The sequence below is a fragment of the Brevibacillus panacihumi genome (assembly GCF_003710985.1).
GTDB lineage: Bacteria > Bacillota > Bacilli > Brevibacillales > Brevibacillaceae > Brevibacillus > Brevibacillus panacihumi.
Window position 1 is genome coordinate 23870 of record NZ_RHHT01000005.1, and the last position, 23191, is coordinate 47060.

Sequence of the window (23191 nt, forward strand, 5' to 3'; positions counted from 1 at the left end):
GCGAAAGCGAAGACAGGATCAGTAGGGGAGGATATGCTCAACTTTGCCCTGCGTCCCGGGATGACGGGGAGACGGAATCGTCCGAGGGATTTGACTCCAACAAAGCAAGATACACGTCCGGTGCAATTTCGAGCAATCCGATCTGCTGAAATCCAAATCGCTTGTACAAATTCAGGGCAGGCTCGTTTGTTGCACCGGTACTGACAGCCACCTTCAGCGATTTGCCCACTTCGCACATAAAATGGTGCAGCAATGCTTTCCCGATCCCCTTGCGGAAGTGATCGGGATGGACAACAAGCCGACAGATGGTGTAGCCAGCCTGTTCTTCCTCAAAGGAGAGAAACCCAGCCAACTCTTCATCAGCATCAAAATAGCCGAGGAAGGTCTCATCAGAAGCTTGAATGCTCTCCAGCGTATCCTGCAATGGCGGAATACCGTCGAAATTCATCAAGCGGGCTTCTACCCGGTAAGCAGGGATTTGTACCCGCAGTATATGAGCGGCCATAACCGGGTTCGTGTTGTCGATCAATCGAATCATACGTTCACAACCTTCTTCCATTGTACTCCGTCTACGATGGCTTGGAGATAGCGTTGCGCACCAAATCATCTCTATTTTAATACGAGCTACAAACCATTTCGTTGCATGGATTGGGAAAAAATACAACAGAAAGACCCGGCAAAAATGCCGGGTCAAGACTATGCCGCTATTACAATTCGATTTGCGTTACGCTTTTCACTTCAGGCAGGTCGCCCATGGTATCAAGCAGCTCTGCTGTGAGCGGCTTATCGACGGAAAGCATCATAATCGCGTCGCCGCCGATATCGCGACGGCCTACCTGCATGGTCGCGATGTTGACGCCGTTTGTGCCCAAGATGGAGCCTACGCGGCCGATCACGCCTGGGCGGTCGTTGTGGTGAATGTAGAGCAGATAGCCTTCTGGGGCCACATCGATCGCGTAGTCGTCGATTTTGACGATGCGGGCGCCGTATCCGTTCAGACGAGTTCCAGCGACCGTACGCGTCTCCTGGGAGGTCTTCAGCGAGACGGTCAGGAGATTGGTGAATCCGCGGTTTTGCGCAGCTTTACGCTCGGTCACAGTGATGTCTCTCACTTTCGCGAGAAGCGGTGCGTTCACGTAATTGACTCCTTCACCGAGGCGGAAGGAGAGGACTCCCTTCAGCACTGTGCGAGTAAGTGGCGCTGTATCCACATCGGTCAGTTCGCCGCTGTATTTGATTTCGATTTCGGAGACAGAACCCACTGTCACTTGAGCCAGGAAATGACCCAATTTTTCACCAAGCGTGAAGTACGGCTGTACTTTTTCCATGACATCCGCAGGGATGGAAGGCAGGTTGACGGCATTTTTAAATGGCTGCCCACGCAGGACCTTCAGGATTTCTTCGGAAACGTCTACAGCTACGTTTTCCTGAGCTTCTACCGTCGACGCTCCGAGATGAGGCGTATGCACGACTTGCGGCAGGCCGATCAGCGGGTTGTCCACTGGCGGCTCCTCTTCGTATACGTCGAGGGCCACACCTGCTACTTTGCCTGTTGTAATGGCTTCGTACAAAGCTTTTTCATCGATAATTCCGCCGCGAGCGCAGTTGATCAGGCGAACCCCGTCTTTCATTTTGGCGAATTCACGGGAGCTGATGATGTGACGCGTTTCTTTTGTCAGCGGAGTGTGAACGGTGATGAAATCAGCTTGACGGCAAATCTCGTCAACACTTGCATTGGTTACTCCCATTTTTTGTGCGCGTTCTTCCGTCATGAAAGGATCATAGCCCATGACTGTCATCCCGAAGGCTTTCGCCCGTTTGGCAACTTCCGATCCGATGCGTCCCATCCCGATGATGCCGAGGACTTTCTTGTTTAACTCGACCCCTTGGAAGCTTTTGCGGTCCCAAGTGCCGTCAGCCAGCTTTTTGTGAGCTTGCGGAATATTGCGGGCTACAGCCATCAGCATGGCGAAGGAGTGTTCAGCCGTCGAGATCGTATTTCCGTCAGGAGCGTTGATGACAGGCACCCCAGCTTGCGTCGCAGCATTGATGTCGATATTGTCTACACCGACACCGGCGCGTCCGACTGCTTTCAGTTTCTTGCCGGCCGCGAATACATCAGCGGTTACCTGTGTTTGGCTGCGCACCAGCAGGGCGTCATAATCCCCGATGATATCCAACAGGTCGGAAGGGGAGAGGTTGGTTTTGCGAACGACTTCTACATCGGTCGCATCGAGCAATTGCTGAATACCAAATTCGCTTAGTGGATCTGTAATAAGTACTTTATACATGTGCGTTGAGCACCTCCTGGTAATAGTAGCATGAGACAATCTTGGACGTTGCGACCCTTGCTTCCTTTTCGATTAGGGAAGGAGACAGCAAAGCGCAGTCTGCTTGTACAAAAAATGATGCGGCTGGTGGCAGTGATTGATCGATGATTAGGCTGTCTCTCCTTTCCGGTCGAATAGAAGTAGGCTATGAATACAAAAAAACCTCCCGTTCTCACACTGCTCCTAGACAGAACAGTGAGGGACGAGAGGCTTGCTTCGCGGTGCCACCCTCATTCGCTCCTCTTTTCTCAAAGAAGAGCCTTACCAGGTACATGACCTGTAGAGATAACGGATCAACCGATCACGCATACTTCATCAGAGCAGATGGTTCAGCGCAACAACTCGAAAGTGCTTATCTGTGTGTGGAATCACCGATTCGCAGCAACCATCGGCTCTCTGAGGATTTCCGGGACACAGCCTATCTTCGTCATCGTCGTTTCTTATTTGGTGTTTCGAATGATGTGCTCTTACGATACCACGCCCGTTGGGAGCACGTCAAGGGGGAAAAAGAGAAAAAATGAACATTATCAAAAAAACTTAATCTATCGTTCGTGAATAATAGCAGTTTAATATAGAAGAAACATGAAAAAAGGAGTAAAAACCGAACGTTAGAGAATTTGCCGCCTAAAATCCGGAAAAAAACAAGAAGAATGTTCGGCTTTTCGCCATTATACTCCGATTCAATGCTTCGTTCAATGGAAAAGAAAAACCTCCCACGCATGGCAGCAATGGGAGGCTTGGTTGTACTACTCAACTTTAATAGAATCTGTTGGGCATCCTTCAGCGGCATCACGTACGTCGTCTTGAAGAATGTCCGGGATTTCAACGGAGTTAGCATTGTCATCCAGTTTATTGTATGCCAGGCCCTCGTCGTCGTAATCGAACACGTCAGGAGCTGTTGCGCCACAAGCGCCGCATGCAATACAAGTATCTTTATCAACCCATGTTGTCATCGTGGTTTCACCTCCCATACCAGTGGTACGTCCACTTCATTCACATTGTATGCTCTTGTTGGAAAGATTTCAAGATTGAATCATTCTAAAAATGTACTCTACTTGAAAAGAGGTACCTCTGGAGTCTGCAAGTCGGAATATATCCGGGAATGCAACTGTTTAAAATCCCCTGGATGGATCGCGTCCGTCGCAAAAAGCAAACGCACCGCAGCCTGCAAATCGTGAATGCCCAATGCTTGGGCATCGCTTGAGCTGAACAGGCTGTCCAATCGCGCCGTCAGATCTTCAGGATTGAAAGCGCGCCATTGGTGGTCTTGGGCAAGCGTCGCAGCCGTCACATAAGTTCTGTAATGGAACGGGAACGTCTTCCACTGTTCGATGCTGATATTCTGCGGCAACGCTTGCGGCAGAGGTTTTTTGACGACGTACGCGGATTCCCACGTAGCAAATGATTGGTATACAAGCTCCTGAGCTTTCAGCCAGCTCTCCTGGAAAGGAGTCATTCGAGCACTGATGTCGCCAGGAGTTAGGGCATTACTATTCTGATCGGTTCGTACTTGGTCCATACTATCCAAATAAGCCCGTACACTGTTTTTAAATTGAACCTGAGCCTGAAGCAGCAGGGGAGCAGTTGGCAGCGAAACGGTTTTTTCCACGGACTTGAGTGTTGCATCCGCTGTTTGGCTCAATTGCTTCAAAGCTTGCTCCTGGGCTTTCTTATCCATCTTGGCCCATTGGTCCATAACGTCAAAATGAGCTTTTTTCAAGTCGAGAATAGGAGAATACACAGCGTAATAAAAACGGATGAAGTCCTGTTCACTATAGAGCTTTTGTTCCTGGAGAAGGCGCTCTTTCTCAGCTTCCTGCTTTTGTGCCTCCAGAGCTTGTGCTTGTGCCGTTTCGATCTTGTTCTTCATATAATGTGCCCCGAAAAAAAATCCACCGATCGTACAAGCAAGTGTTATGATGATCATATAAGCCATCATAAATTCTGATTTTTTTAATCGTTTTGTCATAAAAATCCCCCAGCAATTTTGCAGCGCATGATTGTCGAACCCTGTCTTACCGTGCTGCAGCGAGTACAGCCAAGCAGACAGAGAACGCATAGAGAAAAGTAAAGGAGTACGCAATGATTAGTCGGAGTGTGGAGGCGCGGGAACAAGAGGTGCTTTCCGCTGTTGCCCTGAACGCCATGATTCCTCTCGCCAACGAACGGACCCTGCAAGCAGTCTACTACATATTGCGCGGACGCAAGGCAAATCAGACCCTGCAGGATGTTCATTTGTACAGCCTTTATCCGTATTATCGGATGTTTCCCCATTTTTCAAAAGAGAAATGGGATAAAATTGTTTCAAATTTGGTTCAACGTGGCTGCATTCAAGTCCGTACAGTTTCCGGAATGAATGGGAAATCGACGTTTGTTGTTACGCCAGAGGGTTTGCGGTACGCGTCGGAACAGTCCAATCACTATCAGTTGCCGCGTTGGCTGTCGCCCTTTTCGGCTTGGCTTTTGACCTTCAACCTGGAAATCTTCTGGAAGAGGATTCATTTATTGGTGCAGACAGTTTCGCAGCTGGCTGCAGCTCGCATGGACTTTATTCCTGTCGTGACAGATCGGCGGATTCAATCCTGGGTAAAGTTACAGCTGCGAAATGGGGAAGTACGGGAGAGGTGGCAGGCACATCTGGGGGACGAGCTGTACAAGCTGTGGTCGCCTCTTCCCGCACAAGTGCAGCAGATCCTGGCAGGTCAATTGACGGGTGCCGAGCATACTGGAAGGACCTCTGGGCAGCTTGCGGCTGAGATGGACCTATCGCCATCGCAGTTTCAGCTTTTGTTTCGATATGGTCTCGCCTCGTCCGTCGAGCGCTTGCAACAGGAAAAAGAGGCATTTTCCCTGTTGAGGATCCTACTGGATGCCGATCACCAGGAGCGGGGGGATGTGCGGTTGAGTGAGAGTGCAGCCAAAACCTACGCTCTGGTACAGCGTGGCATTTCCAAAGCGGATATCGCCCGGATAAGGCGGATCAAGGAAAGCACGGTTGAGGACCACCTAGTCGAGATGGCCCTGCGCTGCCCTGAGTGGGACGCTTCCGAATACCTTTCTTCCGAACTGGCTGCAGCAATCGTACACACCAGTGAGAAGCTTGGGACTGGCCGTCTTCGTCTGATAAAAGACCATCTGGGGACAGAGGTCTCCTATTTGCATATTCGCTTGGCTTTAGCACGCAACAGAGGGGAGGCAACGTCGTGAGCACAAGCTTGCAGGCCCACCTGCAGAGACATTTTGGCTACGAGACATTTCGTGCCGGGCAGGAAGACATCATTCGCGGCGTCCTGGCAGGGGCGAACGTTTTGGGGGTGCTGGCTACTGGCGGGGGCAAATCCGTCACCTATCAGCTACCTGCCTTGATGCTGCCTGGCATAACGGTCGTAGTTTCCCCTTTGATCTCTTTGATGATGGATCAGGTCCAACAGATGCGGGCGCAAAGAAGGATCGCCGCCACGTACCTGAACAGCCTCCTGGACCCGGCTGATATGCGCGAAGTGATGCGTGAAATCGAGAGGGGAATGTACAAACTGGTCTACATATCGCCCGAAAAATTGCAGCAATCCTACGTTCAGGCTCTGCTCAAAAAAGTTGGTGTATCGCTAATCGCCATCGACGAAGCCCATTGCATATCCCAATGGGGCCATGATTTTCGCACCGACTATCTGCGCTTGCCTGAAGTTGTCCGTGCCTTGGGCAATCCGCCTGTGCTGGCCGTGACGGCAACCGCCACAACGGCTGTGCGGGAGGAGATTTGCAGCCTGCTGAAGATCAAGCCTGAACACGTCGTGCTACAATCGCTCAATCGGAAAAATATCGCGATTGACATCATTCCGGCAGCGGACGAATCAGAACGGCGCTCACAGGTCTTGCGTCAAATGGATGAATGGAAGGGCCAAGGCATTGTTTACTGCAGTACCCGGCAAGCGGTGGAGGTTTTGGCGACCTCCTACCAGTTGGAGGGAAAACGCAGGGTACACGCCTACCATGGCGGGATGAACAGCATGGAACGCATGCTGATCCAACAACAATTCCTGTCAGGCGATCTGGACATGATCGTCGCCACCAATGCCTTTGGCATGGGGATCGACAAGCCGGATATACGCTTCGTCATCCATTATCAGCTTCCGGCAAACATGGAGGCATATGTCCAGGAAATTGGCCGGGTAGGACGGGACGGGGAAGCCGGATATGCAGCTTTGTATTACACCCGGGAAGATGTGCAAATCCATCAGTATATGATTGAGCGTGAATATCCGACCCGCAGGCAGATTGACCTGCTTGCAGAGCTGTTGCGGCAACAACAGCCCCTGACTCCAGAGGTTCTCGCTTCGATTGAGCTGACACAGGAGATGGCGGATTTGTTGCTGTTTTATGCTCAGCGAGTGAGCACAGCATCCAGGGAAGAAGTGGCAGCTTCCTTGGAGCCCGGAATGGAACTCCGTGATCACGCCGACCAGGTTTACGGAGAGCTGGAAAGAAGAAAGCTTCTGAAACAGCGAAAGCTCGCGGAGATGATTCGCTTCGCAGAGGAGCGGGAAAACTGCTTGCGTAAAAGGATTAATGGCTATTTTGGCGAGATGGGACATGAATATACGCTGCAATGCTGTTCCGTATGCGGGCTTGAGCGCAGTTTGTACAAGGAGAGCAGGCAGACCGAGAATGTAGGAAGAATAGAAACGAGTTGGGATTTGCGGCAGGCGTTGTCTGTTCTTTTGCCGAAATGAGTGAGGAGGATCAACAGTGAAAGACCATGGGCAAGGGATGGATCCAGCCATGTTGCAGCTCAATCTCTGGCTGACGCAAGGAGTGGTTTTGGTCTTGGCGGCCGGAGGGAGTTTGTGGATGCATGGCTGGGAGTCCACGCTTGCGTTATTTTCCCGTCCCAGCTTCGCTGGCATCGGGTGGGCAGTGCTTGTTGCGATTCTCGTGGTGGGAATGAGCATAGGCATGGAGCGCTTTTTACCGCAGCGTTGGCAGGACGATGGCAGTATCAATGAACAGTTGTTTGGGCAGATGTCTCCTCTGATGACTGTTCTGGTATGTGCAGTGGTTGGTGTTACGGAAGAATGGCTGTTTCGCGGCGTCATTCAATCCTTTGCAGGAAATCTCTGGACGAGTGTCATATTTACATTGGTACATACCCGGTATTTAAGAAAGCCGCTATTGGTCGCCAGTCTGTTTTTGACAAGCTGGCTTTTGGGAGAACTGTATTCTTATGAGGGCAACTTATGGCTTCCCATAATCGCTCATATACTGGTGGATCTGACACTTGCCTTCTACTTACAATCCATTTTAAAACGCAGAAAGGGGGAGGGAGAGTGAGCGAAATACAGCGTGGATTGCCGCCGCGCAGCTCTCGTGGCACCCAAAGAAAACCAGGCAGGGTGTCCTTGAAACGAGTGATACAGGGCGGCTTGATTTTTTTTGGAGCTCTTTTCTTTGGATTGATTGGGTTGGAGCTTTATCATGCCCAGGGAGGAGCCCAGTCAGCCGTCCCGAATCAACTGGTAGATTCAACGGCAACACCTGCCGAGGATCCAGCCGCAAAGGAAGAACAACAGCCGCCCGTGCAGACTGCCGAGGAGGTTCCCCAAACTCCGGTGACTGACTCCGAACAGGGGCAGTCCTCTACGACACCTGCAATGGTCACGCCAGCAACCAGCATGGAGACGGAGCCAGCGGTACAAGCCCCGTCGGCTGAACAAGCTTCTGCTCCCCAAGATCAAGCTCGCGTTCCCGAGCCAGCTGCGGTGCAGCCCAAAACGGTCAAGCATGTTGTGGTAAAAGGTGATACATTGTTCAAGCTATCACGCCAATACTACGGGAATAATTCAGGCGTTTCCCGGATCGCCAGCTACAATGGCTTGTCTGCCGATGCACAGCTGCGCATTGGCACGGTCGTCACCATTCCTCTGTCCAGATAATCATCGGGAAAAGAACAGGGATGGGAAATGAAAGTTTCCTGGGAAAGCGCAGGTTTTGACAGGAACTAACATCTTTAACCGCCGCCTATTGAGAAATCGACATTCAGAGCGAAAGAACGCGAACTGGCGCGCAAGGTGTCGCTTCACTATTTTCCGGCTACCAAATGTGATATGATAGGACTACCTCCCAATTTTCTGAACAGCGGACTGCATTACGCTGTAATCGGGCCTCAAATGGCTCCATCCGTTTTTTGAAAAATGGATACATGCCTCAGGTACACCTCGGAAAATGCGGAGAACTCTTACAGGCTTACCATCATATTTTGTAGTACGACTGGATGGCGAGGAGGGACAGTCATGCGTGTTGAACGCCTTGGTCAAGACAAGATACGCATCTTTTTAACATTTGACGATTTGTCAGAGCGCGGAATAGAGAAAGAAGACATGTGGCGTGACATTCCGAAAGTACATGAACTGTTCAACGACATGATGGAACAGGCTTATCACGAACTTGGCTTCGAAGTTTCCGGACCTGTCGCCGTTGAAGTGTTTGCCTTGCCAGCTCAGGGGATGGTCGTAATCGTAACTAGAGGAAAAACAGGCTCGAAGGATGGAAAAGAAGAGGAAGAATACGAGGATGAAGAAGTGTATGAACTAGAGGTTACGCTGGAGGAAAGCGACCTCATCATCTACGCCTTCCGTGACTTTGAGCATCTTGTCGAAGCCTCTCATCGAATAAACGCTCTACTGACCAATGGAGGAACTGCTTACTTCTACAAGGGGAAATACCATCTTGTACTGGAAGAAATGGACCTGGATCAGGAGCGGTATCACAAATTGATTGCGATCCTTTCTGAGTACGGAGAAGCGACGCCAACTACGGTTTATGTGTTGGAAGAATATGGAAAAGTGGTCGTGGCTGACGATGCAGTCAAAGAAATATGCAGGCACTTTACCTAATGGAAGAAATACTTCCGGATAAAAACAGCACCTAGTTCAAGAGCTAGGTGCTGTTGCTGTCTGTACATTACTGATCGAGTGGAAATCCTGCGAAGAAATCGCCCTCTTTGTCTTGCGCATCTGCGGCGTAGCCAGGCAGATCGCACCAGGCAAGAATGTAATAATTTTGGGGCGGCACATGGGTTGTGTCCCCGCTGATCGCACCCGGAAAAACCCTTTCAACGGAGAGATGCTGGGTTTTGTGCTCGGCCAAAGCAGCAGCGACCTGCTTGGCATAGGCAGGACCTTGAATGACGGTCGTAATGGCTTCATACGGGTCCGTGAAAACCGGCTTGCCTCCGGCAGGCGCAGTACCGGACGCACGTGTAGCGTAGTAGAGCTTCCGCACGCTGCTTCCTGTGGGGAGTGTTTCGACTGCTTGCGTGGTAGCGGCGCTGATCGCCAGGTGATCGGGATGACCGGAAATGCCATGTGGAGCAAAAGTGACGACGACATCCGGCCGGTACCGTTCGATTGCTTCGTGTATCTTGGCAACCAGCTCCGACATCGGAACATCGCTAAGGTGTTTGTCCTGGTAATCCCATGTCTCTACTTGGCTCAAGCCAAGTACATGTGCCGCTCGCAACAGCTCCTGTTCCCGATATTCGGCCAACTCGGAAGGCTTGCAAAGGGGAGGATCGCCAGCTTTGCCGGCTTGCCCCTTGGTCGCGGAGATCAAGTAGAGCTGTGTTTGCGTTTCTGCCGCGTATTTGGAGATGGCAATCCCGGAGGTGAAAGTCTCGTCATCGGGATGAGCAAATAAAAACAAAATGCTTCGCTCTTTCTTCATAAAAACCTCCTCGAATTTCTTGCGTCTCTCGTCTCATTATGACACAGATTTCGATTGCTGGTCATGAAACAAATAGGCTGGGGGCAGGATAGTATTATCGGAAATATGTTATTTACGAATAAAAAACAGCGGAATGGAATTTTTTTATCTTCTCATACGTAAAACAAGCGTGTATACTTAACGATGGATTTACCGACAACATTTCTGAGGTGGTAAGTAATGGGTAATCAAGAAGTGGTAACCGAAAGCACCCAAGGGAAAAAAGAGCCAGAAAGCATGGATTTGCTTAAATCGACCCAAACGGTGATCAAGGAAGCACTGGAGAAACTAGGTTACCAAGATTCGATGTTCGAACTCTTGAAGGAGCCGCTACGCGTTTTGACTGTACGCATTCCGGTTCGCATGGACAATGGCGAAGTCAAAGTTTTTACGGGCTATCGTGCGCAGCATAACGATGCAGTTGGTCCGACCAAGGGGGGCATTCGTTTCCACCCGGCAGTGACAGAGGACGAAGTGAAAGCGCTTTCCATCTGGATGAGCTTGAAGGCTGGCATTGTAGACTTGCCATACGGCGGTGGTAAGGGCGGGATTATCTGCGATCCTCGCGAGATGTCCTTCCGCGAGCTGGAGCGCTTGAGCCGTGGCTATGTCCGTGCAATCAGTCAGCTTGTTGGGCCTACAAAAGATATTCCGGCACCAGACGTGTTTACGAACTCGCAGATCATGGCCTGGATGATGGATGAATACAGTGCAATTCGCGAATTTGATTCCCCTGGATTTATCACCGGCAAGCCAATCTCCCTGGGAGGCTCGCATGGTCGTGAAACCGCAACAGCCAAAGGGGTAACTATTTGTATCCGCGAGGCTGCCAAACGCCGCAGCATCGATCTTAAAGGTGCGCGCATTGTGGTACAAGGCTTCGGGAATGCCGGCAGCTACCTTTCGAAATTCATGCATGATGCAGGTGCCAAGGTAGTGGGGATTTCCGATGCGTATGGTGCATTGTACGATCCAAACGGTTTAGATATCGACTATCTGCTGGATCGCCGCGATTCCTTCGGTACGGTGACCAAGCTGTTTACCAACACCATTACCAACAAAGAGCTGCTGGAGCTCGAATGCGACATTCTCGTTCCTGCTGCGATCGAAAACCAGATCACGGGTGCCAACGCTCACGACATCAAGGCAAAGATCGTTGTCGAGGCAGCGAATGGACCGACCACGCTGGAAGCGACCAAAATTCTGACCGAACGCGGTATTCTCCTCGTTCCGGATGTTTTGGCCAGTGCAGGCGGTGTAACGGTATCCTACTTTGAATGGGTGCAAAACAACCAGGGTTACTACTGGTCCGAAGAAGAAGTAGAAGAAAAACTGGAAAAAGTAATGGTTCGCTCGTTTGAAAACATCTACTCCCTGTCCCAAACAAGACGAGTAGACATGCGTCTCGCCGCTTATATGGCAGGTGTTCGCAAAATGGCGGAAGCGTCCCGTTTCCGCGGTTGGGTCTAAGCTTTGTCTGTAGGACAAAAAAATAAAGATAGCTTTTCTCTTCAGCCCGTCTTGGCTAAGGGAAAAGCTATCTTTTTTTTTGCTCTGAGCAGTGCTCAACCGTTCGCGGACACAGTTTGCTGGAAAAGCCTACTGCGCCTGGTTTGCATCAAAAGAATGGGACCTTCTTTCCTTTACATGCTTGAGCTCCGCCACGATGATGAAGCTGACGATTACCAGTAAGAACCACGAGCTGATCTTGCTGAGATGAACCAGCTCCCAGCCAGACTTTTGATTCGGGTAATACCACGCGCCGAAAAAGGTGGCGATATTTTCGGCTATCCAGATGAAAAAGCCGATCAAAAAGTAGGCGAGGGGAAGCGGCATGAAGAAGCGTTCGTGGGTGACGCGGAAAAATACCCGCGTGTTCCAAAACACAAGAAAGATTGCAGCCATCAGAACCCAGCGCACATCGATCAGAAAGTGGTGGGTAAAAAAATTGAGGTAGATCGCGCAGCCGAGCGTCACGGCAAACACCGGCTTGGGCCAGCCCGTCAAGCTGACGTCGAGCCGCCGCCAAGCCTGGCATAAATAGCTGGCGACACTGGCGTACATGAATCCGCTGTACAGCGGGACCCCAAAAATTTTGCTAATCCCATCCTCCGGGTACGACCACGAGCCCATGTGTACTTTGAATAGCTCCAGTGCCAGTCCGATCAAGTGGAAAACCGTGATGACCTTCAGTTCATCCCGTGTTTCCAGTCCGCTTTTGACCATGAAAATTTGAAACAGCAGGCAGAGGATCAAAAGCAAGTCATACCGCGCAAGACCGGGAATGGTGATGTATTTGGACAGCGCTAGCGAAGCGAAAATAAAAACTGGAAAGAGACACGACATAGCTTCTTGGTAGCCAAAATGAAGGAGGAGGCGAATATACCGGATCACGTAAAGATCTCTGCTCCCTGTGTCAATCCGCGTTTTAGCAAGCCAATCATACGATTCATGTAAACTCCCCCCAGATCGTTCATTCCAGTATTATAACACCCATGCTCTTAGTTCTTAAACATTCAAACGGATCAAACAGCTTCAATAAAAACCCCCTGAATATAAGGGGGTTTTCGCTGCAGAAGGTGATTCTTCTATTTATCAAACCATTGTTGCATGGTTTTGGCGTCACGGGTTTGTTGCAGGGCGACAATCAGTTTGATCCTTGCCTTTTGGCCATTGAGCCCGTTGGAGAACACAATGCCCATTTCTTTCAATTGACGGCCGCCGCCTTCGTAGTCGTAGACATCCTGCACCTGTCCATTGTAGCAGCGGGAGACGAGAACGATGGGAATCCCTTTGTCCAGTACCTGCTGGAGTGTCGGAATAATGGCGGGGGGCAGATTGCCCAGTCCGAATGCTTCCACGACCAGACCGTCGATCGGCTCTTCCAGTAAAAAACGCAACCAGCCCGGGTCCATGCCTGCTACCGCTTTGATCAGGGGGACATTGGCATCTGCGTGAGATATGGTGTAATGTTCGCGGACCAGGGGAGCGTGGTGGTATTGGACATGCTTTTTCAAAATCGTTCCGATTGGACCGTACTGTGGTGATTGAAAGGTAGCGATATTGCTCGTATGCGTCTTCGTGACGTGACAGGCTGCGTGTATCTCGTCATTGAACACGACCAGCACGCCCTTGTTTGCGCTTTCTGGATCGACGGCCGTGCGCACGGACGAGATGAGATTGACGGGACCGTCTGCCCCTAGCTCATTGCTGCTGCGCATGGCTCCCGTAACCACGATTGGCACAGGATGAGATAAGGTAAGATCAAGAAAATAGGCCGTTTCCTCGAGGGTGTCAGTTCCATGAGTGATCACCACGCCATCGTAGTTTCCATTAGCCAGCTCCGCTTCAATCTCCAGGCGGAGGAAGTTCATCAAAGAGGGGGTGATATGCGGACTTGGGAGATTCAGGACGTTTTTCATCGTCACATCGGCATAGCGGGTTAAAAATGGAAGAATCTTGTTGACCGCTTGATCGTCAAGCGGTTTAACGCCCTCCGAATCGTCTACAGACATGGCGATTGTTCCGCCAGTATTTAACACGAGTACTTTTTTGGACATGATCTCTTCTCCTGTACCGGGTTTTCATGAATCAGTATTCATGGTACGATGAATAACAGCCTTGTGTAAAGGAGTAATACACGGATGATCGCGTTGATCGGAGCTGCTATAGCCCCCGGTATTGCCATCATGAGTTATTTTTACCTGCGTGACAGTTTTGAACCGGAACCGATATCGATGGTGATTCGCTCCTTCATTTTTGGGGTGCTGCTTGTGATTCCCATCATGGTGCTGCAATACATCATGCAAAATGAATGGTACTGGCGGGACACAATCGTCGCAGAAGTATTTCAGTCGGCTGTCGTAGAAGAGTTTTTCAAATGGATGGTTATCTTTTTTACAGCTTACAAGCACGTGGAATTTGATGAGCCCTATGATGGAATCGTTTACGCCGTAGCGGTTTCACTGGGCTTTGCTACATTGGAAAACCTGTTTTATCTCATTATCAATGGGACAAACGTCGCCTTTTGGCGCGCGCTGCTGCCAGTTTCCAGCCACGCTCTGTTCGCTGTGTGGATGGGTTATTATCTGGGGAAGGCAAAATTCACAAAGTCTGTGCAGTCACAACGGTTCTTTCTTTGGATTTCCCTGATTCTTCCTATTTGTTTGCATGCGCTTTATAACGCTATTTTTTTGGCCATTCAAAATTGGCTGCTCGCCATCATTCCGTTTATGATTTTCCTGTGGTGGCAAGGGATGAAAAAAGTGCAGCGGGCGCATGAACACGGTTCTAAAAATCTCTATTCCCGTCCACAATAAACGGGAGGAGGAGACAAGTCGTGGTGAAAACTCAACGTGCCAAAGTGCTGATTCGCTGCAATGCCTGCGGAGAAACATTTACGCTGCGAGGTCGACGAGAGCCTGGGGGACAGGTGGAGACAGGCTTCAAGCAATGCCTGTGCGATAATGACAATGAGCAGCATTTTTTCATCCAGGAATTTTATGAATAATAGGCAAGGAAGACACAGAAAGCCCGGTGCATCCGTATGCACGGGCTTTTTCCTTTTTCTGGACCCTCATTGGATGCGATTTCCCATGCCAGATCTCATGCATAAACGCCCGATCCTCCACTAACACTATGCAAAGATTTCAATACGTGCCAAGGAGGGTCAACCATGCGAAAAATCTGGTTCGCAGGTATTGCATTGGTCGTCGCCGCAGTCGTACTTTCCGGATTAACCCTTCTGTCATCCATAGAAAATCAGGTAGTGAACAAGGTGGCGAAGAGCAAAGCGAATCAAACGAAATTCCACGCCTCCCAAATCTCCGACAACGATCTGCGGCTGATGGCCAATGCCGTGTACGGGGAGTCCAGGGGGGAGCCGTTCGAGGGACAGGTAGCGGTGGCGGCTGTCATCTTGAACCGGGTTAAGAGCCCGTCATTTCCCAATACGCCGTCTGCCGTTATTTTTGAGCCAAGAGCGTTTACTGCCGTAGCGGATGGACAGATCTGGCTTGAGCCCAACGAGAACGCGAGCAAGGCTGTACGAAGCGCCCTCAAAGGCTGGGACCCGACCGGTGGCTGCACGTATTATTTCAACCCCGCGACCGCGACTTCCCAATGGATCTGGAGTCGACCGCAAGCCAAGAAAATCGGCAAACACATTTTCTGTCGTTAATCGAAAGCATAAGAAGAGGAGGAGTGGAAAGGGATGGTATACGGAGCAGTGTCGCGCGTTCTTTTTCCCGTAGCGATCGTAGCGTTGGTCGGAGCCGGAATGTGGGGCTATCAGGAACACAATGAGAAAAATTCAATTTTGATCAAAGCGGAGAACTCGTATCAACGGGCATTCCACGATTTGACCTACCACGTCGATCAGCTCCATGACGAGTTGGGGAAAGCATTGGTGGTAAACTCCCGAAAGCAGATGACACCGACGTTGACGAATGTTTGGAGACTGGCTTACGCTGCTCAATCGGACGTAGGGCAGCTGCCGCTCACGCTGATGCCGTTCAACAAAACAGAAGAGATGCTGTCGCGCGTAGCTGATTTTTCCCATCGGGTAGCCGTTCGTGATCTGAATAAAGAGCCACTGAGCCAGAAAGAATACGGGACCTTGAAAAGTCTGCACAAGCATGCGGCCGACATTCAAGACCAGCTTCGCAAAGTGCAGGGGAATGTGATTGACAAGCAATTGCGCTGGATGGATGTGGAGACGGCGCTGGCCTCGGATGACAAAAAATCAGACAATACGATTATCGATGGCTTCAAAACAATCGAGAAAAAAGTCCAGGAGTATCCGGAACTGGATTGGGGAGCCGGCATTCAGAGTCTCGACAAGAAGAAGCAAATGAGGATCAAGGGCATTGACGGCAAAAAGATCAGCAAGGAAGAAGCAAAAAGGATCGCTTTGGATTTCGTCGGCAAGCAGGAGGGCAAAGGGGTCCGCGTAGATGTAGACGAAAACGGAAAAGGCGAGGGATACTCCGCGTATAGCGTTCGTATTCATACCCCCAATGAGCGAAGCTCGATCAACATGGATGTGACGAAGCGCAGCGGCAAGGTCGTTTGGCTGATGGATGAAAGACAGATCGGGAAAGAGAAAATCTCCATTGAGCAAGCCCGCAAAAGCGGCCAGAAATTTCTTCGGGCCCATGGCTACGGGGATATGGAAGTTTCGGAGGTGGACAACTATCAAGGCTCCGCTGTCTTTACATTCGTTCCCGTGCAAGATGGTGTCCGCATCTATCCTGATTCCGTAGTCGTCGAAGTGGCGCTGGATACTGGGAACGTACATGCGTTCAATTCGACTGAATACCTGTTCAACAACAAAAAACGGACGATTCCAAAGCCGAAAATCAGCAAGGAACAAGCAAGAAAACAGGTGAATCCTGCCGTGAAGGTTACAAACCAGAGACTCGCCATGATTGAAGGGAAGAGCGATGGCAATGAAGTCCTTGCCTGGGAGATGACCGGAAACTACGAAGGAAATACCTACTTGATCTACATCAACGCCGAAACAGGGGATGAGGAAGAGGTAGTCAAAATGATCACAGGCGGGGGCAACCAGCCGCATGGGACTCGATAAAACTCCGGGGGAAGCCTGAAAAAGGGGCTTTCCCTGTTTTCCGTTTGTGGACAAGGGTATATAATGGGAGCATGAGAGGGAAAGGGAGGAACGCTGCAATGATGCTTCCGCGGATTGGACAAACAGTAAGACTAAACGTAATCAGTTCCTCTGAAGAAATACTCGCTCACTCCTATAAGAGCAGGATCACAGACAGTAAAGAAGGAATTGCCTCCATCGAGCTGCCTACCAGCGAGAGCACGGGGAGAACCGAATTACTCGAAGTCGGTACACCTTGCCTCGTATGGTACCTGGGTGAGGATGGGTCGCGGTACGAGTTCCAGACTTCGATCGTAGGCAGACAAAGCGAGCCGCTTCCAGTCTTGTTGCTCGGTTTGCCGGAGAAAGGGGACATTCGCCGTACACAGAGGCGCAATTATTTACGCATCGATACCTCGCTCGATATTGCTGTCAAGTTGAACGATCCCATACGCAACTATCATTTTCTCACTCGAACGGTGGATGTGAGCGGAGGAGGACTTTCGTTTACTTGCAAAGATTCCTACACCATACAAGAAAACGACAGAATCCAGGTGTGGATTTCCCTGCCGAATAAAGCGGGGACAGTGCAGCATGCTTCTGCTGAATTGCAGGTAGTGCGCCAAAAACCAGCTGAAGAAAAGGGAATGCAGCAGTGGATTTCTGGGAAATTTATACAAATAAGCGAAGCTGATCGGGCCAAGGTAGTACGGGCCTGCTATGAAAGACAATTGGAATTGCGCAAAAAGGGTGTTATTGAGTGACACCAGACAGGATGGGACATCATGACAAGCCGCTACAACGAGAGATTCCGTCGTTTTTCTCAAAGAATCGAGAAGGTCATCATCGCTGGTATCGTGATCTGTTTTATCGTGCTGGTGGGCAGCGAAGTGCTGTTTCAGTACGATCCGGCTCGAGCGTTTTTGATTGAGACGCAAAGACTGGAAGGGGTTTCAGAGGCTCCGTAAGGTTTGCGCATGTTACCATCCTATGGTACTATGAAAAAGACATATGTGGGAAAGAAGGCTTCGACAGAAGCTTTTCTTGTTTTTCCTTGATTTGGCGTCAACCAAATTTTTTCTTATGTTCCCTTTTTGGACTACAGTACATAGCAGGTGAGAAGGTATGAATATTGCCATTGATGGACCAGCGGGAGCGGGAAAAAGCACGGTGGCGAAAATGGTGGCCGGCAAGCTGGACTACCTGTACATCGACACAGGTTCCATGTACCGCGCCTTGGCCTGGGCGGTCCTTGATCAAGGCTTGCCGATTGAAAACGAGTCAGTCGTTTCAAAGCTTTTGCAAGAAAATGACATCCGTTTGCGTCGCATACAAGGCGAACAGCATGTCTATTGGAACAATACGGATGTGACAGAATGGATTCGCACGCCAAATGTTAGTCAATACGCCTCCGTTGTAGCCAGTTATGCAGCCGTGCGCGAGCAAATGCTGATTCTTCAGCGCAACCTCGCCGTCCAAGGAAAGGTCGTGATGGACGGTCGTGACATCGGGACGCATGTGTTGCCGGATGCTGAGGTGAAAATTTTCCTGACCGCTTCGATTCAAGAGCGGGCAATGAGAAGATGGAAAGAACTGCGCGATAAAGGATTCGACCCGGACCTGGCCGAAATGGAGCGAGAGATTGCCGAGCGTGATCAGCGAGACATGAACAGAGAGGTGGCGCCGTTGCGTCAGGCGGAGGATGCCGTCCTAGTCGACACGACAGGCATGACGATCGATCAGGTGGCGGAGCGCATTCTGGAAATCTGCGAGCGAGTGGGAGAGTCGAGCCAGTGAGTTATTATCGTCTATTCCGAGGCTTTTTCCGCACGATATTTTCGCTTGTCTTCCGTTGGCAAGTGATCGGGCGTGAACATATACCTAAGGAAGGCCCAGTGATCCTTTGCGCCAACCATATCTCGCTTTGGGACCCTCCTCTCCTGGGTTCCGGGATTGAACGGCAGGTCTTTTTCATGGCGAAGGAAGAGCTTTTTCGGATCCCTGTCCTTTCCTTTTTGATCACCAAGTTTGGGGCATTTCCTGTCAAGCGTGGAGCAGGGGATCGAGCAGCGATTCGCTCCACTTTAAAATTGTTGGAAGAAGGAAAAATCTTGGGAATTTTTCCAGAAGGCACACGGAGCAAAACAGGAGAGGTCGGCGCCGGGATGCCCGGTGTGGCAATGTTTGCTCTGAGATCGCAGGCAGCGGTAGTGCCCGTAGCGATCATTGGCCCGTATCGCCCGTTTCGGCCAATCAAGATCGTCTATGGCAAACCGATTGACCTGACTTCCTTGCGTGAGGCCAAAGCAGGTTCTGATACGCTGAAGGAAACGACGGATCTGATCATGGCACAGATCCGCTCTCTTCACGAACAGCATCGTTCCAAGGTCTCGGTATAGAATCTCCAAAGGGAAGAATACTACCTGTACTGGAATGAAATGGCTTCGTCAGCTAACTGAACTGCCTTCAAGGCGTCAGTTAAAAATATACATGCTCCCGCTTCTTGCAAGATGGTAGGAGAATTCCGCCACTAACGGACAGTTGGGGACTGGATGGTATGAAGGAGGTCTTTATGATGATGGAAGAAACGAATGTTAGCCTAACGGATGCAAACGTAATTTCCGTAGGAGATGTCGTAAAAGCGACAGTGACAAAAGTAGAGGACAAACAAGCGCTTGTAGATGTAGGCTACAAATATGACGGCTTGATCCCGATCAGCGAGCTATCCCCGCTGCACGTGGAGAAGGTTGCCGATGAGGTAGCGGTCGGTGACACATTTGAAGTAAAAGTCATCAAGCTTAACGATGATAAAGAAGAACTCGTTGTTTCCAAGAAGGCTGTTGCGATGGAATCCGCCTGGTCCGACCTGGAACAAAAAATGCAAAACGGCGAAGTGATCCACGCGGTCGTGAAGGAAATTGTAAAAGGCGGCCTCGTTGTCGATGTGGGCGTGCGTGGATTTATCCCGGCTTCCATGGTAGAGCGCCACTTTGTCGAAGACTTTTCCGACTACAAAGGAAAAGAACTGAGCCTGAAAGTAGTAGAGATGGATAAAGAAAAGAACAAAGTGATCCTCTCCCATAAAGCTGTTCTGGAAGAAGAAGTGAAAGTGAAAAAGAAATCGATTCTGGATACCATCCAACCAGGACAAATTCTGGAAGGTACGGTACAACGCATGACAGATTTCGGCGTATTCGTTGATATTGGCGGAGTAGACGGACTGGTGCACGTCTCCGAATTGGCCTGGAACCGCGTCGAAAAACCTTCTGATGTCGTAAAAGAAGGCGACAAGGTGACCGTAAAGGTACTGAAGGTCGACAAGGAGAACGAGCGCATCGGGCTGAGCATCAAGGAAACGCAAGCAGGTCCATGGGCCAATGTGGCGGAAGAATTTAAAGCGGGCTCCATCGTCAGCGGAACGGTGAAGCGTCTGGTTTCTTTTGGCGCGTTTGTAGAAGTGGCTCCTGGCATTGAGGGCCTTGTGCACATCTCGCAAATCGCGAATCGCCGCGTCAACACACCTGGAGAAGTGTTGAAGGAAGGCCAGGAGGTTCAGGTGAAGGTCCTGGATGTCGTTCCACAAGAACAGCGCATCAGCTTGAGCATTCGCGCCGTGGAAGAAGATCGTGTTGAACAAGCGGAACGCGCCAGCAAAAAGGAACAGCAACAGTTCCAACAAGAGAACAACCAGCCAATGGGCGTTACTTTGGGCGAACTCTTCGGTGATTTGAAAGACAAGTTCAAGTAAAAAGCAGGAAGTGTGGGGGATACGCTTAGGCGTATCCCTTTTTTGTACAGGAACAGAAGAGGGGGAATCAGATCGATGGATCGTTCTCAGCGTAAAATGGATCATATTCAGCATGCGTTGGCTACGAATGAACTGCAGACAAACGGCTTTGACGAGATTCGTTTTGTCCCCAACAGTTTACCGAATATATATTATGGTAACACGAGCCTTGATTCAACCATGGGCTCCTTTCGCCTTTCTTCTCCGATCCTTATCAATGCCATGACCGGCGGCGCTGCTTCTACGACAACCATCAATCGGAACTTGGCGATCATAGCAAGAGAAAGAGGACTGGCGATGGCAGTTGGGTCACAAATGGCAGCTTTGCGCGACCCTTCCGTCCGTGACAGCTACCGTGTCGTACGAAAAGAGAATCCGAACGGCATTCTTTTCGCCAACATCGGTGCAGAAGCTTCAGTAGAGCAGGCCTTGGCGGCTGTGGAGATGCTGGAGGCAGATGGTTTGCAAATTCATCTCAATGTGATGCAGGAACTGTTAATGCCAGAAGGAGATCGGGACTTTACCGGTTATTTGGAGCGAATGGAGCGCATTTCGGAACAGGTCCCCGTACCTGTTCTCGTCAAAGAAGTGGGCTTCGGCATGACGAAAGAGTCGATTGGGAAGCTGATGGACATCAGGATCCCGATGATTGACGTCGGAGGACGCGGCGGCACCAATTTTGCCAAAGTAGAAAATATGCGCAGAAGCAAACCGCTTCCGATGTTTGACGATTGGGGTTTAACGACAGTCGAGAGCTTGCTGGAGGCACGGGAATGGATGAATCGCGGAACAGCCTTCGTGGCGACAGGCGGCATTCGGCATGGGTTGGATGTAGCCAAAGCCTTGGCATTGGGTGCGGATGCAGTCGGGATCGCCGGCGGGTTTTTGCGCATTGTCCAAACCCAATCCATAGAAGGCGCGTTACATGCAGTTGACGAATGGCACCATCAAGTCCGAGTAGCCATGACAGCTCTCGGAATCACCCAGGTGAAGGATTTTTCAAGCGTTCCACTCATTTTCTCCGAACGTATTTGCACGTATGCCCAGCAGCGAAAGATCGATTTAGCGGGGTGGGCCAATCGAGATTGAGCCATTCTCAAACCACATGAAAGACTGCCTGATGAGGCATACTTTGGGGAGACAACCACATCTTGAGGAGATGAACATGAACGAAGGGACAGTTGCGATTCTCATCCAGTGGTGCCTCATCTGCCTCGTTTGGATGGGAAGTTTCGATCTTCTTTTACGTGAGCTAAACCTGTCGAGAAGACGAATGTTGGCCATCCTCGTCGCTTTTCTGGTTTGCTCGTTCGTGAGTTGGACACTCGCTTTTGCACCTGTCGAGATCAGCTTGAGTGGAACGATTATGCCGCTGCTTTTTTCCGGCTGGCTGTACGTCCAGATCCCCGCTCAAAGGCGCCGCTTTCATCTGTTTGCTGCGATCGTCATGGCCTGGATTTTGTTTTGGCTTCGTTGGATTTTTTTTACCGATCCAATCTTGTTGTTTTGGGACGAGCGGATCATATTGCCGACAGTGGCGATTGTCGCAGCCGTGATCATCAACAGGCGGGGGGTATCGCAGTTATTTTGCCTTTTGCTCTCTATCGTGCTGGCAGATGCAATCTACGGATTGTACTTCGGGAAAATGTCCGGAACCTGTCAGCTTGGGAGTGAGTTCGCACAAGATCTGATCTGGAGCTCTCTTTCCTTCTGGTTTTGTTTCCGAGTTGTCTGGTTGTGGATTTGTCGTTGGATCGGGTGGAGTCATGCCGAACCCTCCAAATCAGATGCACGTAGGGGATGACGAGATTGTTCAAAGAATTGCTGGCGAGTGAATTTCTCGTGCCATTGTTGCTGGGATTCACATTCGGGATTATGTGCAGGATCCACTTGCTTCGCACCGATTACCGTCAATATCCGACCTATCCGCATGGGAAAATCATCCAGGTTGCACTGGGGGTCATAGCGGCTGCTCTCGGCTCTGTAGCCATTCCCGCATTACTCAAGGAAAACTACACAGCCGTTACCTTTTTGACCGTGGCGGCCCAGCAATTTCGGGATGTGCGCAATATGGAGCGGACGACCTTGACCGAGATCGACAAGCAAGAGCTGGTACCCCGGGGAGGCCCTTATATCGAGGGGATCGCGCTGGTATTCGAAGGACGAAATTACTTGGTCATCTTCTGTTCGCTGGTTACAACCCTCGCGGCCGTGTTCTTTCATTGGTGGGGCGGTATCATCGCCGGAATCATTACGCTTCTGATCGCAAAGTTTCTGATGTCCGGCAAGACGCTGTCGCTGATCGTGGACATCGAGCCGGCTGAGGTGAGAGTAGAGGGGAAGGATCTGTATGTAGGCGATATCTACATCATGAACGTCGGTCTCGAGGAAGCGCAGAAAGTCATTCAGCAGCATGGCATGGGCATGATCCTCTCCCCGAAGGACCCCAATGCAAAAGTGACGATCTCCCAGCCGGGACAGAGGCAAGCGATACTCCACGATGTTTCGACACAGCTTGGCGTTTACATGGATACAGGCGAGCCTTCCTTGACGCCGCTGGCCAAGAGGGATATGGCTACAGGACGTTTAGGCGTGTTCCTGCTACCGCAGGTGAAGGACATGGAGAAAGCGCGGGCGGTGATCGGAGCAGTGCCAATCCTGGAGAGTGTCTATAGGAAGCCCACGAAAGCCAAGCAAGACTAATCTGCA

General features: G+C 50.6%; 25 protein-coding genes and 1 other annotated feature. Of the genes, 18 read left to right on the forward strand and 7 right to left on the reverse strand.

The features are described 5' to 3' along the window. Positions 1-37 precede the first annotated feature (37 nt). From EDM58_RS04300 to EDM58_RS04315, 4 genes are all read right to left on the reverse strand, one after another. Positions 38-538 carry a GNAT family N-acetyltransferase gene (locus EDM58_RS04300; protein ID WP_122912257.1) on the reverse strand — a complete coding sequence of 167 codons (501 nt, stop codon included), beginning with the start codon at positions 536-538 and terminating at the stop codon, positions 38-40. A 169-nt stretch (positions 539-707) separates the two neighbouring features. After that, positions 708-2291, reverse strand: a complete 1584-nt coding sequence (gene serA, locus EDM58_RS04305; RefSeq protein WP_122912258.1) for a phosphoglycerate dehydrogenase — start codon at positions 2289-2291, stop codon at positions 708-710. 234 nt (positions 2292-2525) lie between these two features. Continuing rightward, positions 2526-2770: a binding site (T-box leader), on the reverse strand. A 306-nt stretch (positions 2771-3076) separates the two neighbouring features. Beyond that, on the reverse strand, positions 3077-3283 hold the full coding sequence (locus EDM58_RS04310) for a ferredoxin (protein ID WP_122912259.1): 207 nt from the start codon (positions 3281-3283) through the stop codon (positions 3077-3079). Positions 3284-3381: 98 nt separating this feature from the next. Further along, positions 3382-4299, reverse strand: coding sequence for a hypothetical protein (locus EDM58_RS04315; RefSeq protein WP_122912260.1), 918 nt, complete (start codon positions 4297-4299; stop codon positions 3382-3384). A gap of 113 nt (positions 4300-4412) precedes the next feature. Between EDM58_RS04315 and EDM58_RS04320 the strand changes: the two genes are divergently transcribed. From EDM58_RS04320 to EDM58_RS04340, 5 genes are all read left to right on the forward strand, one after another. After that, entirely contained in the window at positions 4413-5537 is a 1125-nt protein-coding gene (locus EDM58_RS04320) for a YpbB family protein (protein ID WP_122912261.1), read from the forward strand. Then, on the forward strand, positions 5534-7060 hold the full coding sequence (locus EDM58_RS04325) for a RecQ family ATP-dependent DNA helicase (RefSeq protein ID WP_122912262.1): 1527 nt from the start codon (positions 5534-5536) through the stop codon (positions 7058-7060). The genes EDM58_RS04320 and EDM58_RS04325 overlap by 4 nt, the downstream gene beginning before the upstream one ends. Before the next feature lie 16 nt (positions 7061-7076). Beyond that, positions 7077-7658 carry a CPBP family intramembrane glutamic endopeptidase gene (locus tag EDM58_RS04330; RefSeq protein ID WP_246000540.1) on the forward strand — a complete coding sequence of 194 codons (582 nt, stop codon included), beginning with the start codon at positions 7077-7079 and terminating at the stop codon, positions 7656-7658. Then, entirely contained in the window at positions 7655-8260 is a 606-nt protein-coding gene (locus EDM58_RS04335; protein WP_183187417.1) for a LysM peptidoglycan-binding domain-containing protein, read from the forward strand. Before EDM58_RS04330 ends, EDM58_RS04335 begins: the two co-directional genes overlap by 4 nt. 357 nt (positions 8261-8617) lie before the next feature. Next, on the forward strand, positions 8618-9220 hold the full coding sequence (locus EDM58_RS04340) for a genetic competence negative regulator (protein ID WP_122912264.1): 603 nt from the start codon (positions 8618-8620) through the stop codon (positions 9218-9220). Positions 9221-9287: 67 nt separating this feature from the next. On the opposite strand, the gene EDM58_RS04345 is transcribed toward EDM58_RS04340, so the two are convergent. After that, positions 9288-10049 (reverse strand): PIG-L deacetylase family protein, encoded by a 762-nt coding sequence (locus EDM58_RS04345; RefSeq protein ID WP_122912265.1) that lies wholly within the window; start codon positions 10047-10049, stop codon positions 9288-9290. A gap of 276 nt (positions 10050-10325) precedes the next feature. On the opposite strand from EDM58_RS04345, the gene EDM58_RS04350 reads away from it, so the two are divergent. Next, positions 10326-11558: a Glu/Leu/Phe/Val family dehydrogenase gene (locus EDM58_RS04350; protein WP_425455601.1), complete on the forward strand. Its 1233-nt coding sequence runs from the start codon at positions 10326-10328 to the stop codon at positions 11556-11558. Positions 11559-11687: 129 nt separating this feature from the next. Here EDM58_RS04350 and EDM58_RS04355 read toward each other — a convergent pair whose 3' ends face one another. Then, complete coding sequence (locus EDM58_RS04355; RefSeq protein ID WP_183187421.1) at positions 11688-12479, reverse strand: DUF817 domain-containing protein; 792 nt, start codon at positions 12477-12479, stop codon at positions 11688-11690. Positions 12480-12676: 197 nt separating this feature from the next. Next, on the reverse strand, positions 12677-13648 hold the full coding sequence (locus EDM58_RS04360) for an asparaginase (protein WP_122912268.1): 972 nt from the start codon (positions 13646-13648) through the stop codon (positions 12677-12679). A gap of 84 nt (positions 13649-13732) precedes the next feature. On the opposite strand from EDM58_RS04360, the gene prsW reads away from it, so the two are divergent. The 12 genes from prsW (at position 13733) to EDM58_RS04415 (ending at position 23185) form a co-directional block, all read left to right on the forward strand. Then, complete coding sequence (prsW, locus tag EDM58_RS04365; protein ID WP_122912269.1) at positions 13733-14407, forward strand: glutamic-type intramembrane protease PrsW; 675 nt, start codon at positions 13733-13735, stop codon at positions 14405-14407. Positions 14408-14427: 20 nt separating this feature from the next. Next, positions 14428-14598, forward strand: a complete 171-nt coding sequence (locus EDM58_RS25610) for a hypothetical protein (RefSeq protein ID WP_183187418.1) — start codon at positions 14428-14430, stop codon at positions 14596-14598. 165 nt (positions 14599-14763) lie between these two features. After that, entirely contained in the window at positions 14764-15267 is a 504-nt protein-coding gene (locus EDM58_RS04370; protein ID WP_122912270.1) for a cell wall hydrolase, read from the forward strand. Positions 15268-15300: 33 nt separating this feature from the next. Continuing rightward, positions 15301-16677, forward strand: a complete 1377-nt coding sequence (gene ypeB, locus EDM58_RS04375; RefSeq protein WP_122912271.1) for a germination protein YpeB — start codon at positions 15301-15303, stop codon at positions 16675-16677. 98 nt (positions 16678-16775) lie between these two features. Further along, on the forward strand, positions 16776-17459 hold the full coding sequence (locus EDM58_RS04380; protein WP_122912272.1) for a flagellar brake protein: 684 nt from the start codon (positions 16776-16778) through the stop codon (positions 17457-17459). A 21-nt stretch (positions 17460-17480) separates the two neighbouring features. Continuing rightward, positions 17481-17663, forward strand: a complete 183-nt coding sequence (locus tag EDM58_RS04385; protein WP_122912273.1) for a hypothetical protein — start codon at positions 17481-17483, stop codon at positions 17661-17663. 157 nt (positions 17664-17820) lie between these two features. Further along, positions 17821-18492 (forward strand): (d)CMP kinase, encoded by a 672-nt coding sequence (cmk, locus tag EDM58_RS04390; protein ID WP_122912274.1) that lies wholly within the window; start codon positions 17821-17823, stop codon positions 18490-18492. Next, positions 18489-19094: a lysophospholipid acyltransferase family protein gene (locus tag EDM58_RS04395; protein WP_122912275.1), complete on the forward strand. Its 606-nt coding sequence runs from the start codon at positions 18489-18491 to the stop codon at positions 19092-19094. Before cmk ends, EDM58_RS04395 begins: the two co-directional genes overlap by 4 nt. Positions 19095-19270: 176 nt before the next feature. Beyond that, positions 19271-20443: a 30S ribosomal protein S1 gene (rpsA, locus tag EDM58_RS04400; protein ID WP_122912276.1), complete on the forward strand. Its 1173-nt coding sequence runs from the start codon at positions 19271-19273 to the stop codon at positions 20441-20443. A gap of 75 nt (positions 20444-20518) precedes the next feature. Beyond that, a complete protein-coding gene (fni, locus tag EDM58_RS04405; RefSeq protein WP_122912277.1) occupies positions 20519-21571 on the forward strand; it encodes a type 2 isopentenyl-diphosphate Delta-isomerase in 1053 nt (350 codons plus the stop codon). Positions 21572-21647: 76 nt separating this feature from the next. Then, entirely contained in the window at positions 21648-22286 is a 639-nt protein-coding gene (locus EDM58_RS04410; RefSeq protein WP_122912278.1) for a YphA family membrane protein, read from the forward strand. 5 nt (positions 22287-22291) lie between these two features. Next, entirely contained in the window at positions 22292-23185 is an 894-nt protein-coding gene (locus tag EDM58_RS04415) for a YIEGIA family protein (RefSeq protein ID WP_122912279.1), read from the forward strand. The last annotated feature ends 6 nt before the right edge of the window (positions 23186-23191 follow it).